General features: G+C 47.6%; 19 protein-coding genes, 1 tRNA gene and 1 riboswitch. Of the genes, 8 read left to right on the top strand and 12 right to left on the bottom strand.

What is annotated here, in order from left to right; genetic code table 11:
• Positions 1–5: 5 nt before the first annotated feature.
• The 5 genes from C1A11_RS10085 to C1A11_RS10060 all read right to left on the bottom strand — a co-directional run bounded on the left by C1A11_RS10085 (position 6) and on the right by C1A11_RS10060 (position 4,108).
• Complete coding sequence (locus C1A11_RS10085) at positions 6–812, bottom strand: ABC transporter permease (RefSeq protein WP_102050340.1); 807 nt, start codon at positions 810–812, stop codon at positions 6–8.
• A complete protein-coding gene (locus C1A11_RS10080) occupies positions 812–1,621 on the bottom strand; it encodes an ABC transporter permease (protein WP_102050339.1) in 810 nt (269 codons plus the stop codon). The genes C1A11_RS10085 and C1A11_RS10080 overlap by 1 nt, the downstream gene beginning before the upstream one ends.
• Before the next feature lie 4 nt (positions 1,622–1,625).
• Complete coding sequence (locus C1A11_RS10075; protein WP_102050338.1) at positions 1,626–2,672, bottom strand: ABC transporter ATP-binding protein; 1,047 nt, start codon at positions 2,670–2,672, stop codon at positions 1,626–1,628.
• Between the two features lie 348 nt (positions 2,673–3,020).
• Positions 3,021–3,563, bottom strand: a complete 543-nt coding sequence (locus C1A11_RS10065; protein WP_102050336.1) for a chromate transporter — start codon at positions 3,561–3,563, stop codon at positions 3,021–3,023.
• A complete protein-coding gene (locus tag C1A11_RS10060) occupies positions 3,560–4,108 on the bottom strand; it encodes a chromate transporter (RefSeq protein ID WP_102050335.1) in 549 nt (182 codons plus the stop codon). The genes C1A11_RS10065 and C1A11_RS10060 overlap by 4 nt, the downstream gene beginning before the upstream one ends.
• Before the next feature lie 144 nt (positions 4,109–4,252).
• A riboswitch (adenosylcobalamin (AdoCbl) riboswitch) is annotated at positions 4,253–4,391 on the top strand.
• An 89-nt stretch (positions 4,392–4,480) separates the two neighbouring features.
• Between C1A11_RS10060 and C1A11_RS10055 the strand changes: the two genes are divergently transcribed.
• Both C1A11_RS10055 and C1A11_RS10050 read left to right on the top strand, forming a co-directional pair.
• On the top strand, positions 4,481–4,876 hold the full coding sequence (locus C1A11_RS10055; RefSeq protein ID WP_102051062.1) for a DUF4430 domain-containing protein: 396 nt from the start codon (positions 4,481–4,483) through the stop codon (positions 4,874–4,876).
• Between the two features lie 25 nt (positions 4,877–4,901).
• Complete coding sequence (locus tag C1A11_RS10050) at positions 4,902–5,405, top strand: hypothetical protein (RefSeq protein WP_242965902.1); 504 nt, start codon at positions 4,902–4,904, stop codon at positions 5,403–5,405.
• Between the two features lie 243 nt (positions 5,406–5,648).
• Here the strand turns inward: C1A11_RS10050 and C1A11_RS10045 are convergent, their stop codons facing one another.
• Positions 5,649–5,882 (bottom strand): hypothetical protein, encoded by a 234-nt coding sequence (locus C1A11_RS10045; RefSeq protein WP_102050333.1) that lies wholly within the window; start codon positions 5,880–5,882, stop codon positions 5,649–5,651.
• A gap of 286 nt (positions 5,883–6,168) precedes the next feature.
• Here C1A11_RS10045 and C1A11_RS10040 point away from each other — a divergent pair.
• Positions 6,169–6,244: transfer RNA gene (locus C1A11_RS10040), tRNA-Pro, on the top strand.
• Between the two features lie 373 nt (positions 6,245–6,617).
• On the opposite strand, the gene C1A11_RS10035 is transcribed toward C1A11_RS10040, so the two are convergent.
• Complete coding sequence (locus C1A11_RS10035; RefSeq protein WP_102050332.1) at positions 6,618–7,169, bottom strand: flavodoxin domain-containing protein; 552 nt, start codon at positions 7,167–7,169, stop codon at positions 6,618–6,620.
• The gene (locus C1A11_RS10030; RefSeq protein WP_102050331.1) at positions 7,162–7,605 is read right to left on the bottom strand and encodes a MarR family winged helix-turn-helix transcriptional regulator; all 444 of its coding nucleotides are present in this window, start codon (positions 7,603–7,605) and stop codon (positions 7,162–7,164) included. The genes C1A11_RS10035 and C1A11_RS10030 overlap by 8 nt, the downstream gene beginning before the upstream one ends.
• A gap of 363 nt (positions 7,606–7,968) precedes the next feature.
• On the opposite strand from C1A11_RS10030, the gene C1A11_RS10020 reads away from it, so the two are divergent.
• Positions 7,969–8,625: a hypothetical protein gene (locus C1A11_RS10020; protein ID WP_102050329.1), complete on the top strand. Its 657-nt coding sequence runs from the start codon at positions 7,969–7,971 to the stop codon at positions 8,623–8,625.
• Between the two features lie 89 nt (positions 8,626–8,714).
• Here the strand turns inward: C1A11_RS10020 and C1A11_RS10015 are convergent, their stop codons facing one another.
• On the bottom strand, positions 8,715–9,431 hold the full coding sequence (locus C1A11_RS10015) for a response regulator (RefSeq protein WP_102050328.1): 717 nt from the start codon (positions 9,429–9,431) through the stop codon (positions 8,715–8,717).
• Positions 9,409–10,482, bottom strand: coding sequence for a sensor histidine kinase (locus C1A11_RS10010; protein WP_102050327.1), 1,074 nt, complete (start codon positions 10,480–10,482; stop codon positions 9,409–9,411). The genes C1A11_RS10015 and C1A11_RS10010 overlap by 23 nt, the downstream gene beginning before the upstream one ends.
• A 354-nt stretch (positions 10,483–10,836) precedes the next feature.
• On the opposite strand from C1A11_RS10010, the gene C1A11_RS13840 reads away from it, so the two are divergent.
• From C1A11_RS13840 to C1A11_RS09995, 4 genes are all read left to right on the top strand, one after another.
• Complete coding sequence (locus tag C1A11_RS13840; protein WP_180950313.1) at positions 10,837–10,995, top strand: hypothetical protein; 159 nt, start codon at positions 10,837–10,839, stop codon at positions 10,993–10,995.
• Positions 10,996–11,616: 621 nt separating this feature from the next.
• Entirely contained in the window at positions 11,617–12,381 is a 765-nt protein-coding gene (locus C1A11_RS10005) for an ABC transporter ATP-binding protein (RefSeq protein WP_102050326.1), read from the top strand.
• Positions 12,374–13,255 carry an ABC transporter permease gene (locus C1A11_RS10000; RefSeq protein ID WP_102050325.1) on the top strand — a complete coding sequence of 294 codons (882 nt, stop codon included), beginning with the start codon at positions 12,374–12,376 and terminating at the stop codon, positions 13,253–13,255. The genes C1A11_RS10005 and C1A11_RS10000 overlap by 8 nt, the downstream gene beginning before the upstream one ends.
• Positions 13,252–14,244: an ABC transporter substrate-binding protein gene (locus C1A11_RS09995; protein WP_102050324.1), complete on the top strand. Its 993-nt coding sequence runs from the start codon at positions 13,252–13,254 to the stop codon at positions 14,242–14,244. Before C1A11_RS10000 ends, C1A11_RS09995 begins: the two co-directional genes overlap by 4 nt.
• Positions 14,245–14,438: 194 nt before the next feature.
• On the opposite strand, the gene guaA is transcribed toward C1A11_RS09995, so the two are convergent.
• The gene (gene guaA, locus C1A11_RS09990) at positions 14,439–15,965 is read right to left on the bottom strand and encodes a glutamine-hydrolyzing GMP synthase (protein WP_102050323.1); all 1,527 of its coding nucleotides are present in this window, start codon (positions 15,963–15,965) and stop codon (positions 14,439–14,441) included.
• Positions 15,966–16,107: 142 nt separating this feature from the next.
• Positions 16,108–17,310 (bottom strand): elongation factor Tu, encoded by a 1,203-nt coding sequence (tuf, locus tag C1A11_RS09985; protein ID WP_102050322.1) that lies wholly within the window; start codon positions 17,308–17,310, stop codon positions 16,108–16,110.
• Between the last annotated feature and the right edge of the window lie 73 nt (positions 17,311–17,383).

The raw sequence follows: 17,383 nt of genomic DNA, 5'->3' as shown, positions 1-17,383 counted from the left end.
TGAGGTCACGCTCTTGTTTTCTTCTTTTTCTGGCTTTGGCTGTCTTTTGCGTTGATCAGCAAAATAACCGACAGAATGACCACGAACATAATCGTGGAAAGCGCATTAATCTCTGGGCTGACCTTTTTACGCGTCATGCTGTAAATTGCAATGGGCAATGTCTGCACAGTGCCGCTTGCAAAATAGCTGATGATAAAATCATCAATCGAGTAAGTCAGGCAGATTAAAAAGCTGGAAACGACCGCGGGCATAATTTCGGGCAGAACAACTTTAAAAAACGCCTGCCGCGGATTGCAACCAAGGTCAAGTGCCGCCTCGTACATCTTTACATCCATTTGTTTGAGTTTAGGAGTAACATTAAAGATAACGTATGGCAGGTTGAAAGTAATGTGAGCAATCAGCAATGTGCTCATGCCGAAGATTTTGCCGCCCATCGCCGTTTTAGCTACAACAAACAGCAGCATCAGCGAAACACCGGTAATAATCTCCGGGTTGATGACGGGCATATAGCTGATATTCATGATAATGCCGCGGGTGGTTTTGCGCATGCTGTTGATGCCGATGGATGCCAGCGTACCAATCACGGTAGCCACAATGGCAGACCCAAACGCAAGCACCAGGGAGATGCCAAGCGCAGACAAAATCATCTCATTGCGGAACAGGCTTTTGTACCAATCCAGCGTAAAGCCGGTAAAAACGCTTCGGCTTTTGGATTCGTTAAAGCTGAAAACAATCATGACCGCAATGGGGATATACATGAACGAGAAGAATACGGCGAGATATATCTTAGAAAAAACACTCATTTTTTTCATCAGAGCATACCCTCCTTTTCTTCGGAGTCAAGCTGGTTGGTAAGGCTCATGCAAAGCAGAACGATAACCATTAATACCAAGCTCATGGCACTGCCGAGGTTATAGTTATAACTGTTGCCCAGGAACTGAAGCTCAATCAAATCGCCAATCAGCAGGTTGCTGCCGCCGCCAAGCATACGGCTGATGATGAAGGTCGAGATACTCGGCACAAACACCATGGTGATGCCGGTTGTGATACCGGGCATCGAAAGCGGAATAAGCACTTTTGTTACGGTGCCAATCAGGCCGGCACCGAGATCCTGTGCTGCTTCAATCACACTATTGTCGATTTTTACCATAATGGTGTAAAGCGGCAAAATCATATAGGGCAGATAGTTATACACCATGCCCAGTACTACGGCCCCCTGTGTATTGATCATCTGGAAAGGTCCGAGGCCAAACAAACCAAAAAAGCGGTTAATCAAGCCATTCTTTTCCAAAAGAGTCATCCAGGCGTAGGTGCGCAGCAAAAAGTTCATCCACATGGGCAGCATAATCAGCATCAGCATAATGCGCTGCTTTGAGGCATGCAGACGAGAAAGCATATAGCTAAGCGGGTAAGCCAGTACAAGGCAGATAACTGTGGCGATAGCGGCAAGCAGAATGCTGCGCACAAACACCGCGGAATACTGCCCCAGCCCCGAAAGGTTTGCCAGCGTAAAATTGCCCGCTTTATCCGTAAAGGCAAAATACAGCACCATTAGCAGCGGCGCTGCAATAAAAATCACCATCCATACCAGATAAGGATAAGCGCAGGGTTTCGATTTCATGGCACTAATCCTCCATCTTATGCATGATGTGGATTTCGTCCGGGCCGATGTTCATGCCGACGATTTCGCCGGGCTGCTGCGCTTGGGTGGAATGAATCTTCCACTCATAGCCTGCCTGCTCGACAATCATCTCGTAATGCACGCCCTTAAACAGAACGCTTTTTACGACGCCGGAAAGCTGACCCTGAATGGTGGGGACGATTTTGATATCCTCGGGACGAACCACGACATCTACCAGCTGCTGGCGGGTAAAGCCCTTGTCCACGCAGGTAAAGGTTTGTCCACCAAACTCGACCATAAAGTCTTTGTCCATCACGCCCGAAAGGATGTTGGATTCGCCGATAAAATCTGCTACAAAGGCATTTTGCGGCTCGTTGTAAATATCAACGGGGGTGCCGATTTGCTGAATGTAGCCGCCTTTCATAACGACGACAGTGTCGCTCATGGTCAATGCTTCCTCTTGATCGTGAGTGACGTAAATAAAGGTAATATTAAGGCTCTGCTGAATACGCTTAAGCTCCGCCTGCATCTCTTTGCGGAGTTTGAGGTCCAGCGCGCCGAGCGGTTCGTCCAACAACAGCACCCGCGGGTGGCCCACCAGCGCACGCGCAATTGCAACGCGCTGCTGCTGCCCGCCCGAAAGAGTGGTTGTGTTGCGGCGCTCAAATCCCTTGAGGCCAACCAGCTCGAGCATTTCAAGTACCGAAGACTTAATCTGAGCCTCCGGCACCTTCTTCAAACGAAGAGAAAACGCGACGTTCTCGTACACATTCAGGTGCGGGAACAGCGCGTATTTTTGAAAGACAGTATTCACGTGCCGCTTATACGGTGGCAGAGCCGTGATGTCTTTACCGTCAAAAAAGACACTGCCGGACTTTGGTGACTGAAACCCACCGATTACTCGAAGTGTCGTGGTTTTGCCGCAGCCAGAAGGCCCAAGCAAGGTCACGAACTCCTTATCGTGGATGTCGAGAGACAATCCGGATAGGATAGACTCATCATCAAAATCAACAACAATGTCTTTAAGTGCTACAATTACAGTATCATCCATTGTGCATCCCCCTTTGCGGTAGTTACTACTTGCCGTGCAGAAAAGCCGCACGGACAGGCTCAGCGTCAATTATACTGCCCCGCAAAAGGTTTGTTACACCACCGGGAAGCCGGCAGCTACAGCGGTACATACAACGCCAATGTGTTATAAGATGCAAACACACAATATGTACTATACGGCGAAAGCCGCATAATGTCAATACTTTTTTGCAAATTTCTGCGAATATTAGGAAAAAACCGACACTTGCCGTGTTTTTCTCAAGGATTTCATGGATTGCCTCTGTTTTGCTTGCGTTTCCTCTCAAATCCTCGAACATCCTTTTTTATTTCAGCTTCTGCCGCTAATGGTTTACAGTTTAAAAACTATGCCTGCCACAGCGGCCAGCGCCAGCCAAAGCGCCGGGTGTAAATCTTTTGTTTTCTTGAAGTTAAGCGGAATCAACCCGACCAGGAAGAGAACAAGCAGCTTCCAGTCAATGCCGGTTTCTAAAAACAGACAGCTTTGTAGCAAAGACCATGCCGCTGCTGCAATCAATGCGCAAACTGCCGGGCGCAAGCCATAAAAGATGTGCTTCACCAACGGCTTATCGGCAAAGCCTGAAAGAAATTTGGCAATAAGCAATATAATGACGATGCTGGGCAGCACCAGGCCAAAAGTAGCGGTAAATGCACCCGGCAAGCCTGCCGTTTTAAAGCCTGCATAGGTCGCCATATTTACGCCGATCGGCCCCGGCGTGCTTTCACTGATGGCAATAATATCAGTCAGCTCGGCTGCGGTAAACCAGCCGTATTTGGCGGGCAGCTCCATTAAAAAAGGAATTGTGGCAAGGCCGCCGCCCAAAGCAAAGAGGCCAGTTTTAAAAAACTCAGCAAAAAGCAGCAGATAGGTCATTGCTCTTCCCCTTTCTTTTTCAGCTTTTGTGTAATTACACCTGCACTGCCAGCACCAATGATGCAAACTACGGTGGGCAAGCGGAACAAAATCGTTCCAAATAGTACGAGCGCAAAGATGCCCAGCGTCAGTTTATCTACAATGCTTTTCTTTGCAAGCCGACACACTGTGCTGACGACTAATGCACAAACCATCGCCCGCACCCCCTGCATGGCATGGTTAAACGCGGCCATATGGGTCAACATGCCCAGTACATTCGCAAGGGTAGCAATGAGTATAAACGGCAAGAAAATCTCGCCTATGGTCGCCACCAACGCCCCCATAACTCCGGCTACTTTATAGCCAATGAAGGTTGCGGTATTAATTGCAATAATACCCGGAGTGCATTGACCAATCGCATAAATATCCAGCAATTCTTCCTCAGTTGTCCATTGGTGAACATCCACCACCTCGTGCTGTAAATTCGGCAGCATCGCCATGCCGCCGCCAAAAGTAAGGCCGCCTATTTTAAAAAACGACCAGAATAGCTGCCACAACTTGTTCATTCCACTTCCACCTTTTCAGAAAAAATCACCGTATTATTATACCATTGTGATGATTTTTTTCAATAAAAGAAGCCCATAGTTTAAAGCGCCGTCAAATTTTGCTTGAAAGTTTGCTTTAACATGTTACAATAAATGGACAAACTAAATACCCTTTGCCCATTGGATTTATGGAGAAGCAGGTGAAATTCCTGCGCGGTTCCGCCACTGTAAAAAAGCATTGCTTTTAAGCCAGATCGCCACCCAATGTGGGTACTGCTGTTCACGATGAATGGATACAGTGCAAAACAAATTTGTTTTTTCTGCACCCTTTCTCGGCGAAAGGGTGTTTTGTTTTGTGATTTTTCCATCATCAAAAAGAAAGGACACAAAAAAATGAAAAACAAGAAAAAACTTTGGATTGGCATTGCCGTTGTCGTTGTGCTTGCCTTGCTGCTTGGCAGTGTTTATGCGGTTTGGGGGCCGAAAGGTACCGCTGGCAGCAAAACCATCGTAGTCAGTGTTGTAGACACTACCGGAAAATCAGAGAATTTCACTCTGCACACCGATGAAGAATACCTGCGCGGTGCATTGGAAGAAGCCAAGCTGGTAGAAGGCTCTGAAAGCAATTATGGCTTATTTGTCACCGCGGTAAACGGCATTAAAGCAGATGATGCAAAACAGGAGTGGTGGTGCTTTACCAAAGGCGGCGAAATGCTGGCAACCGGCGTAGATACTACCCCGATTGCAGACGGCGACCAATTTGAGGCCACGTTGACTGTCGGGTACTAATTTAATGAAACCAAAAGAGATTGTCATGACGGGATTGCTGGGCGCCGTGCTCATGTTAGCGCAGGTCGCACTCTCTTTTCTCCCTAACATTGAGCTGGCTACCTTGCTGATTGTCTTGTATGCGCTCTGTTTTCCGCGTAAGGTGGCGCTGGGTTCGATTTATGTATTCGTGCTGCTCGAGGGCTTGATCTATGGCTTTGGCAGCTGGTGGTTTGGCTACCTGTATATATGGCTTGTTCCGTTTTTGCTGGCTTTGCTTTTCCGCAAAAACGACTCTGCTGTGTTTTGGGCTGTAGTCAATGCAGCATATGGGCTGTTCTTCGGACTGTTTTTTTCCCTTACCTATGCTGCAATTGGCGGTTTTTGGGCTGGCGTCAGTTGGTGGATTGCCGGTATTCCGTTTGACATTGCACATTGTGTCGGCAACGCCCTTTCTGCACTGTTCCTTTATCGGCCGCTTAAACGGTGTTTTGACCGTTTGGCAAAACAATTTTTTACGCAAAATGCATCTTCTGAAAAGCTAAGCTAATATAACACTATAAAAAAAGCCGTACCCTCAAATGTTAAAAGGGTGCGGCTTTTTTATACATCTTGATACTTGATAGGGATTTCGTTATCAACTGGTTTTCTGTTTTTCTAATATCTTTTTAGCGTTATCCTTTTACGCTCCAATTACGCAAATGCGCCTGCTGTACTCAGCTGTGGAGTAAGCGGAAAAAGGGTTAGCAAATTAGAAAAAACAGAAGGCGGTGTTTCATCGCCTTGCGCCAAATTAATAATCAAATTCTGCCGTAGGGTCATCCTCACGGTCCTCGTGAATCGGATCCATCAAGTTCTGGCTCTGCTGAGCACTGTGTTGCGAGTCCATTTCAGGGTCCCAGGTGTATCCGCCGTCGTAGTCCGTCTCCAGTGCAGAGAAGATTCTTTCATTAATATTGCGAAATTCGGGACGGCCACCGTCAAAGATCTGATGGTCGCTTTTACTTTCTTTTTTCTTGTGACTCATGGCTTTTTCCTTTCCGGGAAGATACGACCTTTGTCTTAGTTTGCTTTTTGGCCCGATGGGGGCCCTGCACACAAAGCCTTCGCCTGCTTGCATCTAAATAAATTTATTTGTGAGACGAAGTGATCTCCCGACATTAGTATATGTAGGTGGATATCGCATATACAGTGTCAGTTCTTGTCAAAAAATGAAGATTTTTACCTGTTTTATCAGTTTTATTTAAAAAAACAGTTGACAATTTTAAGGCTAATAGATATAATATATTTGCTGCCCAAAAACAGGCAGATATCCGGGTGTGGCGCAGCTGGTAGCGCGCTTGACTGGGGGTCAAGAGGCCGCATGTTCAAGTCATGTCACTCGGACCAGATAATCCGTAGAAATTGCTTTGTTGAGCGGTTTTTACGGATTATTTTTTTATATTAACAAGATTTATTTCTCAGCAAAAACAGTCCAATCTATTTTTCTGTTTTTTATTTTCAGTCATTCTTTTTTACATTATATAAAGGCAAAAGATAATAAAAGCCGAGCCAGTAAAGGCTCGGCTTTTTCTTTCTTGGACGCTTAAAATATACGTGTAGGCTTGTAATATCTCCACGTCCACGCAAACGCCCTCAGCGGCACTGTTGCTGGCGCCAGTGCAAGGGAGCTGCAATCCACAGCACATCCACGCTCCCGGCCTCACAGCTGCGGCTAGTACATCCTAAAGCATCCTCTCACCTAGGCTAACTTCTTTTCCGTTCATCTAGCACTCTGAACAATATCTTGTATCAATGGAGCGATTAGATTTTTGTCCACGAAACTCACATCCTGCCCGTAGGTTTCCAGCATGGCTTTGTCATCACTGCGCAGCTCGCTCTCCGGCTTTTTTAATAACATTTTGTGCATCATTCCCATCATGGATTTATGCATAAAACTCATTTTGGAATAAGACAATCCGCCGCGAAAATGATAAACTTTGATTTTCTCCAGCATGGGAGGTGTAAGCACCCGAGCGAGGGAACCTTTTATAGAAGCAATATTTTCTTCATCGCTAACGTCGGCTGCTCCCACTGTGAAGAGGTAGAGAGATTTGTCTTGGAGACTTTCAAAATTTCGAGTAATCAAAGAGACACCGCTTACTCCGCCTGCATATAATCCGCCCCCATAAATAATTGTATGGTACCGCTGCAAATCAGTCGCTTTTACTTTATCAGCTTCCATTAAGTCTGCAGATAATTCTTCCGCAATCCAGTTGGCGTAGGTTTTGGTAAATCCATAGTGGGATTTGTAAATAACTGCAATATTAGACATGAGCTTCTTCCATCCTCTCAATATTCTCAAATAAAGTATCAAAGGTCTGACGTGTGGTTGCGAGCTGTTCTGGGCTGATATTCTGGAAAAGCTGCTCAAGCAAGGCATCGCCCTGTGCCTCAAACTGCTCAAAAAAGTGCTGCGTTTGAGAAGTCAGCGCTACTGATAAATTTCTTTTGTCTTTCTCGTTTTGGCTAAGAATGACATAGCCTTTTTTCTCCAGTGCCTCTAGCATTTTACGTATATTTTGCCTTGTGCTGCCCATGAAGACTGCAACTTCTGTCACTGAAGGTCGTTCTTTGTCAATTGTCTGAATCATAATAAGCAGCAGCCATTGTTTTAGCGTGATTTCTTTTAAATAGCCATCGCCCAAAGCTTGTAGTTTGTTCGACAGTAAAAAGATGCTGCCAAATAAAAATTCTTTTGTCAGTATCATCTTGGTGCACCTCCGTAAAAAATGAGCAACCTATTGCACATTATACGCAATAGATTGCTTATTGTCAATCTTTTATTAATCTATTATGGGCTTGCTTGGGGGTTAGTTTTATATTTTGTACAGGCTGCTTGTGCGGTTGCCCTGCTTGGCATTGTACGTAGAATCGACTCCTTGTAAAGGCCGCCTTGTAAACATCGGCTTCCTTTTCACTTTTGCTTGGGCGCATCATTCCAAGTTCTGCGTTTTTGCGAACTGGCAAGCTACGCAAACTTTGGATTCTTTTGTCACAAAAGTGTCCCTGCTGTAATATGCTGAAACAGAAAGTTCTTTAGGAAATATTATGCCTTTTTACCGGAGGCCATTATGTTTGCAGTAAATACTTATGAAGAAATTGAGAAAAACGAGCGACAGCTAAACGACCGCCATATTATTGTTTTGCTGTTTGTGCGCCCCAGCCTACGAGGGGCACAAGAAATCATCAATGAATTTGACTACCTTAAGTACAATGCGGGCCGCTATTGCTCAGTGTATGCCGTAGGCTACACGAACGATGCGCAGGTGGCAAAAGAAGCCGGATTTCGTGCGATATCTGAAAATCTGGAGGGGGATTGGTATTTCAGCGAGAAAGCTTTTTCCGACTTTAAGAACGCGCTGGAAACAAGGCTTGGCTGGAGATACTCAGGCGAAGTGGAAATTGTCGTGTTGCAGAGCAATCCGGACGGTGCGAAAATTTTAAACTTCCAGAACTATGTCGCTCTTGACGTGAACTATGGCATTCAAAGAGGCTATATCGCTTCTTTTCCGCGGTTGATGGAGGCTTTGCTATACAGCGCCCGTTCAGAAGTGACAGCGGCAGAAGCCGTCACAAACGCCAGCTTTTCACGTTTCAGCATTCGCAATATTTTGCTCACAGCGATTGAAGGCTGCAAAAAAATCCCCTCCCCCATCAAATCCATTTTGGGAGACCGCTTGTTTTACTGGCCCTCTTTCTATAAGGCACCCGAGCCTTCATTGGAGTAGTTTTTTGCCACACATGCAAAACCGCTACATCACTTATCCGTCGTTATCAAAAGAAAAAAGGGCTTTGCCAAACGGCTCAGCCCTCTTTTTTATTTCTCTTCTTCCGCCATGCGGTAACCCACGCCAACTTCAGTGAAAATGTAAATCGGCTCGTCGGGGTTCGGCTCGATTTTGCGGCGGATATTCGCCATATGTACCCGCAATATCTTGTTGTCAGAGCCAACAGAAGGCCCCCACAACTCGCAAAGCATCTGCTTGTAGGTCAACACCTGGCCTGCATGTTTGCCCAGCAGTGCGACAATTTTAAATTCGTTGGGGGTAAGGTTGGTATCCACATCATCGAGATATACCCGGTGCTTGCGGTAGTCAATGCGCAGTTTACCGACGCGGTAGCATCCACTCATTGCAATTTCGTCATTTTCCAAATTGGTTCTGGTATGGCGCAATGCGGCGCGGATACGCGCAAGCAGCTCTACCGTGCCAAAAGGTTTGGTCAGATAATCATCTGCACCAAGATCCAAAGCACGTGCTTTGTCGTCTTCATTGCTGCGTGCAGAAATGACAATGATAGGAATTTTGGTCCAGCCACGCACATTTTGAATTACCTGGTTGCCATCCAAATCGGGCAAGCCAAGGTCCAGCAAAATGCAGTCTGGGCAATGAGATGAAATCATCGCCAGCGCACTTTTTGCGGTTTCTGTAATTACCACATCATAAGAATTTGCGGTAAGGTTCGCTTTTAAAAACTTACCAATACCGGGATCATCCTCTACAATCAAAATTTTATCCCGTAATACAATGCTCATTACAATTCTCCTCGTAAGGCAGCCAAAAAGAAAATGTTGCGCCGCCGTATTCATTGTTTTCTGCTGTCATATCTCCGCCATGTGCAGAGATAATGGAACTGCACACCGAAAGGCCAATGCCCATATTTCGTTTGCCGTCCTGGGTTTTGGGCCCCTGCTGCAATTCACAACCTTCAAAAATGTGCGCTCTGCGAGAGGGCGGAATGCCCACTCCGTCATCTGCGACCCGAAAAATCACCTGCCCGTTACGACACTCGATATTTACCCAGATGTGAGTTGCTTTTTCGCCGTGGGCCACCACGTTCTCGAGCAGGTTAATCAGCACTTGCTCGATCAGCACCGCGTCCATCGGCACGAGTAAAATCTCACTCGGCTTTGTGACCGTGATTGGAATAGACGCCTGGTTTTTTCTAAACTTCACAATGGCGCTGCTGACGATTTCTTCCACAACTTCGTCGGACTTTTTCAGGATTACATTATCACCGCTGAATTTTGTCACCGACAACAGATTTTCCGTCACCCGTACCAGCCACTGTGCATCCTTATTAATCTCACGCAACAAATCGTCTCGTTCTGCAGTGGGCAGCCCATCATTTTCAAGCAAGGTTGAGCTGGCACCCATAATAGAGGCAAGTGGCGTGCGAATATCGTGCGAAATGGACCGCAGCAAATTGGCTCGCATTTTCTCTTTTGCCGCTTCGTATTTCAGCTTTTCCTGCATTTTCACCCGTGAGGTCAGCGTGCTGATAATTAAAGAAACAAACAGCATTACCGCAAACGTCAGCGGATATCCTGCAATCGTCAGATTGAATTCCCAAAACGGATAAGTAAAAATGATATTCACACAGAATACCCCTATTACCGAGCTGACAATGCCATAAAGGTAGCCATCAGTAAATCGAGAAATCAACGCAATCGCCAAGATAAACACCGGTGCTGCAAACTGGTTGTTGTCATCAAAGATTTGCGACATCCGCAAAGAAATGGCCAATGATAATCCCATCACCAGCAAGCTGTAAACCAAATCTCTTAGTTTTTTGTTGTACTTCATCTTTTAAGGTCTCCTCTGAAAGAGTTAGAGTAGACATTCGTTAAAAGCTGTACCGCAACCGCATAACGCTTAAAGCCATATAGTTGCACAAAATCCAAAACAGACTGTTTGGGGCTTAATAGAATGCCTGATGGAGCTATTATAGCACATTTTTATATTGCTGCAATCTTCTGTTCTTTCTCAGTTCGGCACTGGCCTACATTGATTATATCACAGCTCTAAAAATTACTCGATAAGGAAGTGGAAATCTGCCACTCCTTTCCGAAAAATTAGCGCGCGGTTGGATTATAATGCATATGGAAAGCTAAGCGGCATTTTGGTTCCGCAAAGCTAGAGCATTAGGAGGAATGAATTATGCATAGTCCCGAATATATCCAAGCACGCAAAGAGTTTATCAACTGTCTTGTACTCTCTCCCCTCGGCTTTTTTGTCCCGCTGGTTCTGGCGTTCACCGAATGGCTCCCCGCCATGAAGGCCGCTCGTCTCAAAGAGAACCAAACTGCAAAAGTTTAAGTTATTACATAACCAAACCTTTTGCCGGGTTTGAAACTTAGAAAGAGAGGCCGGCGCTTTTGCGTTTGTCCTCTTGCTATCGCTGTGGCTTTTGCCGTATTTCGCCCAGCGTAGTTCCCCTTGCAGTGCATACTGCCGCTGCGCCCTCTAGGTTTCTCCCCTCAGATACGCCGCCACTGGCAGTGTATCACTCTTGTATTGAGTTCAAAATTCGCTTGCCGTGCCGATAGTGCCTACCTTTTTAGCAAAAGCTATCCCCTTTTGCTTTCACCCTACCGGGTAAAAGATGAACACTTCTGCCTCCTGACGAATGGACTAGTGCTGTGACTTTCCACGCAGCACGTATGGCAAAGCTTAGGCTTTGCTGGTGGATCTCCAAAAATTTCACACCAAACAAAAGCAGTCTTGCCAGCTCCCTCCGGCAAGGCTGTTTTTGTTTCTCAGCGCTTGTTACAGCTTTTAGCTGTGGCAGGCGTTTTTTACTTTTCATGATTTGACAGTAAAATCACTATTTTTCGACCATTTTTGCCGTCCAAAGCGATGCTAATATAGAAAATTAAGTGACGGGTAACCGACTGCCCACATACTATGAGGTGTGTAGCGAACTAACGGAAGGAGTACCTGGGCATGATTATTGAACTCCAGCAGGTTGCCCTGACTTACCAATCTCCTGATGGAGAAATCGAAGCGTTAAAAGATGTTTCGTTTCACATGGCAGAAGGTGAATTTGTCAGTATCATTGGCCCTTCAGGCTGTGGAAAATCGACGTTGCTCTCTTTAGTAGCGGGGCTGGAAAAACCATCGCATGGCGCCATCTGGGTAGACGGTGACATCGTAACCGCACCATCCCCCAAAATAGGCTTAATGCCACAGCGCGACCAATTATTTGAGTGGCGTACTATATGGAGTAACGTTACCTTAGGGCTGGAAGTAAGACATGAGAACACACCGAAGCGACAGGCTCACGTGCGGGAGCTGTTAGAACGATATGGCTTAAGCGAATTTTTGAGCAAAAAGCCGTCCCAGCTTTCAGGCGGTATGCGACAGCGCTGTGCACTGATACGCACCCTCGCCACTGACCCTCGCATTTTGCTTCTCGACGAGCCGTTTTCCGCATTGGATTACCAAACTCGTCTCTCGGTGTCCGATGATATTCACAGTATTATCCGGCAAGAAAAGAAAACCGCGCTGTTGGTTACTCATGATATTTCTGAGGCCATCAGCATGTCTGACCGAATTGTGGTGCTCTCTCACCGCCCCGCAACGGTGAAAGCGATTCATGACCTGGGAGAGCTGCGATCGCTTTCTCCGATGGAACGCAGAGATGCCCCCAATTTTCGCACTTATTTCAATCAAATTTGGAAGGAGCTGGAGATCAATGTCTGATAAATCTTCTTCAGCAGAGCAAGTCTCATGGCTGCGTGCCCGCCAAGCCCGCCTGGCAGAGCCCGGGCCGCCCCCCTCAGAAGAACGTGTTGCCTATCTGCAAGCCCGTAAACGCCGCTTAACAGCCATTCATGTGATACGCATTTCCCTGCTGGTGTTTTTTCTTGCTTTTTGGGAACTTTCTGCGCGCATGGGTTGGGTAGATGCTTTTATAGTCAGCTCCCCTACGCGGGTGGTGGCTACCTTGCGCAAGCTATATGAATCCGGAGACTTGTGGCTGCACCTTGGCACCTCCACACTTGAAACTGTCGTGGGCTTTACACTGGGCACCGTGCTCGGCACCTTGATTGCTATCGGGCTTTGGTGGAGCGACTTTCTCTCACGCATCCTTGAGCCATACTTAGTGGTGCTGAATGCACTGCCGAAAACAGCGCTAGGCCCTATTTTCATCGTCTGGATTGGTGCAGGCACCGGCTCCATTATTGCTATGACCCTCGCAATTTCCATCATTGTGACCATTTTAAATATGCATGTTGGTTTTCTTTCTACCGACCCTCAAAAAATTCGTATGATGCGCACCCTGGGCGCTACGCGTGGGCAGATTTTACGCTATCTAGTCTTCCCCGCGAACTACGATACCTTGTTCAATACGCTGCGTGTTAATGTCGGTCTTTCTTGGGTTGGTGTTATCATGGGCGAGTTCCTGGTTTCGAAAGCTGGGCTTGGTTATCTGATTGTTTATGGTTCTCAGGTCTTTAACATGGATCTCGTTATGGCTACCGTGCTGTTACTTGCAATCGCGGCTGTCGTAATGTATCAATTTGTGCTTTGGTTGGAAACTTTTATGAAAAAACGTATAGGAGTGATTGCATGAAAAAAGCGTGTTCTTTGCTGCTTACACTGGTCTTAGTGTTGGCACTACTCTGCAGCTGTGGCAAAACCGAAGCTGTAACCACCGTCCGACTCAACGAAGTAACCCACTCGGTGTTCTACGCACCCCAGTATGTCGCAATGAAGCAGGGCTTCTTTAAAGAAGAAGGTCTAAACATTGAGCTTACCAACGGCGGCGGTGCAGACAAGGTAATGACTGCCGTACTTACAGATCAATCCGACATCGGTTTGGCGGGACCGGAGGCTTGCATCTATGTGCTGAATCAGGGCAAAGAAAATTACCCTGTTGTATTTGCACAGCTGACCAAACGTGATGGTTCCTTCCTGGTGGGCCGCAGCAAAGATGGTTTCTCTTGGGATGACCTCAAGGGCAAAACTATCATTGGTGGCCGTGCCGGTGGCGTGCCGGAAATGACTCTTGAATACGTAATGCGTCAGAACAACGTAGTTCCGGGCAAAGATGCTACTGTTGACACCACTGTACAGTTCAACATGATGGCTGGCGCCTTCACCGGCGGCAACGGCGACTTTGTTACCTTATTTGAGCCCACGGCGACCGAAATTGAGCTGGCTGGCAAAGGCTATGTACTCGCTTCTATCGGTCAGGAAAGCGGCGAAATCCCCTACACTGCTTATTTCGCTTCTCAGACCTATATCGCAGATCATAAAGATGTAATTCAGAAATTCACCAACGCAGTAGCAAAAGGCCAGAAATGGGTGCAGGAGCATTCTGCGGAAGAAATTGCAACCGCCATTGCTGACCAGTTCCCCGATACTGATATCAAAGTGCTCACCTCTGTTGCACAGCGCTATAAGGATATCGATGCCTGGAATGCAACTCCTGTGATGAAGCAAGAAGCGCTCGAGCGTTTGGAAACCGTAATGGAAACCGCTGGTCAGCTGCAACATGAGCAGTGGGTCGACTTTAATCGCCTCGTGGATAACACCTACGCAGAAAAAGCCGCAAAATAAATATAGTAATTTAAGCTTCTCTTCTCACAAAGCCTATTTAATATAGTAAAAGCAGAACGCCCCGGCTTTATGTGCTTGCTGCACGTTGCCGAGGCGTTTACTTTTATGCCATTTTGGTTATGGCGTATTTGAGCCTCTGAAAGCAGAAAAATCCGAGAAGTGCTATAAAGCAGCTTCTCGGATTTTACTAGTTGTTATTCCCACTCAATCGTTGAGGGCGGTTTTGTAGTGATATCATATACGATACGGTTGACACCGGGGACTTCGTTTACGATACGAGAGCTGATTTTCTCCAGCACTTCGTACGGAATCTTAGCCCAATCGCTGGTCATGCCATCAATGCTGGTGACCGCACGGATTGCCACTGCATCGCAATAGGTTCTGCCGTCGCCCATAACACCAACACTGGTGATGCCGGGCAGCACGGTGAAGTACTGCCAAATCTCTTTATCTAAGCCTGCTTTCGCAATTTCTTCGCGCAGGATGGCATCGCTTTCGCGGATGATGAAGAGTTTCGGCTCGGTTACCTCGCCGAGGCAGCGGATTGCAAGACCGGGACCCGGGAACGGCTGACGATCTACAACGTAGTTGGGTAAGCCAAGCTCACGGCCAACGTTGCGCACTTCATCCTTAAACAGCAGACGAAGCGGCTCAAGCAGCTCAAACTGAACGTCTTCCGGCAAACCGCCAACATTGTGGTGGCTTTTGATGACTGCAGCGTCACCGGTGCCAGACTCGATAACGTCGGGATAGATGGTGCCCTGCAACAGATAATCCATTTTGCCAAGTTTTACAGCTTCCGCATCAAACACACGAATAAACTCGTTGCCGATGATTTTGCGCTTCTGCTCAGGCTCAGTCACACCAGCCAATTTGCCCAGGAAAAGCTCCTTGGCATTGACGCGGATTACTTTCATATCGAATTCTTTTGCAAGAGTATCCATAACCTGATCGCCTTCATCTTTACGCATCAGGCCGTGGTCAACAAAGATACATGTAAGCTGGTCACCGATTGCTTTGTGTACCATAACTGCAGCAACCGTAGAATCCACGCCGCCAGAAAGAGCGCAGAGCACACGTTTGTCCCCTACCTGCTCACGAATCGCAGCAATACTGCTATCAGCGAAGCCAGCAGCAGTCCAATCGCCAGCGCAGCCACAAATATCAAACAAGAAGCTGTGAAGCAGCTCTTTGCCAAACTCAGTGTGGTTTACTTCCGGGTGGAACTGTACTGCATACAGATGCTTCTCCGCATTTTCCATCGCAGCTACCGGGCAGGTAGTGCTGTGCGCAGTTGCAACAAAGCCTTCCGGCAATTTAGAAATTTGGTCGGTGTGGCTCATCCAGCAAATTCCTTCGCTAAAAACGCCTGACATCCAGCCGCCGTCTGCGTTAACCGGAATTTTGCCATATTCGCGATGCTCCGGGTGATAAACTTCGCCGCCGAGCGTATATGCCATCAACTGAGCGCCGTAGCAAATGCCCAGCACGGGAATGCCAAGCTCAAACACTTCGCGGTTAATCGCAGGTGCGCCTTCTTCATACACACTGGCAGGGCCGCCGGTAAAAATAATGCCTTTGGGGCACTTTTCTTTGATCACATCAACAGCTTTCGTAAACGGCACCACTTCGCTGTATACGTTATTTTCACGCACGCGCCGTGCAATCAGCTGATTGTACTGACCGCCGAAATCCACGATGATAATTGTTTCGTGAACCATACATGACCTCCATTTTTTGATACTAGCAGTGCCTAACACTGCAAAAGAGCCTTTTGGGCTTTGCTCTACCTAAACGCTTAGAGTTTTAGATAGAGCAAAGCCCCCTTACGGAACCGCAAAGGGGCTTCACAATGTTGCTTAATTAGGCATTGACTTTGGAAACAACGCCGGAGCCAACGGTACGGCCACCCTCACGGATAGCGAAGCGCAGACCTTCCTCGATAGCAATCGGGGTGATCAGCTCAACGTCCATGGTGACGTTGTCGCCAGGCATGCACATCTCAACGCCTTCCGGCAGTTCGATAACGCCGGTAACGTCGGTGGTACGGAAGTAGAACTGCGGACGATAGTTGTTGAAGAACGGGGTGTGACGGCCGCCCTCATCCTTTTTCAGGATGTAAACCTGTCCAGCAAATTTGGTGTGCGGGTGAATGGAACCCGGCTTTGCGAGAACCTGGCCACGCTCGATGTCAGAACGCTGCACGCCACGGAGCAGAGCGCCGACGTTATCGCCAGCCTGTGCGAAGTCGAGCAGTTTGCGGAACATCTCGAGGCCGGTAACGGTGGTTTTAGCGGTTTCTTCGGTCAGACCAACGATCTCAACCTCTTCGCCGACTTTGATGGTGCCACGCTCAACACGACCGGTAGCAACGGTGCCACGGCCAGTGATGGTGAAGACGTCCTCAACGGGCATAAGGAAGGTAAGGTCAGCAGCACGATCCGGGGTGGGGATATAGCTGTCAACTGCTTCCATCAGCTCAAGAATGCATTTGTACTCAGGAGCATTGATGTCGGTGGATGCAGACTCAAGCGCTTTCAGCGCAGAGCCTTTGACGATCGGGGTGTCGTCGCCGGGGAAGTCGTAGCTGGAGAGGAGGTCACGGATCTCCATCTCAACCAGCTCGAGCAGCTCGGGATCGTCAACCTGATCGACTTTGTTCATGAAGACAACGATATAGGGAACGCCAACCTGACGGGAGAGCAGGATGTGCTCACGGGTCTGGGGCATCGGGCCGTCTGCAGAGGAAACAACGAGGATAGCGCCGTCCATCTGAGCAGCACCAGTGATCATGTTTTTAACATAGTCAGCATGGCCCGGGCAGTCAACGTGTGCGTAGTGACGAGCAGCGGTCTGATACTCAACGTGAGAGGTGTTGATGGTGATGCCGCGCTCGCGCTCCTCAGGAGCTTTATCGATGTTGGCATAGTCCATAAAGTCAGCGCCGCCCTGCATAGCGAGCACCTTCGTGATAGCAGCGGTCAGAGTGGTCTTGCCGTGGTCAACGTGGCCGATGGTGCCGATGTTGACATGCGGTTTAGTACGGTCAAATTTTGCCTTACCCATGGTAATTAGCCTCCTTAATAACTTTGTTAGTCACTTGCATTAATTGTAGCAATTAGAGCTATAAAAATCAAGT

Source organism: Pygmaiobacter massiliensis (assembly GCF_900199435.1).
In the GTDB taxonomy this organism is placed as follows: Bacteria; Bacillota; Clostridia; order Oscillospirales; family Ruminococcaceae; genus Pygmaiobacter; species Pygmaiobacter massiliensis.
The sequence above is the reverse complement of the archived record's forward strand: the minus strand, read 5'-3'. Positions and strand labels throughout refer to the sequence as shown.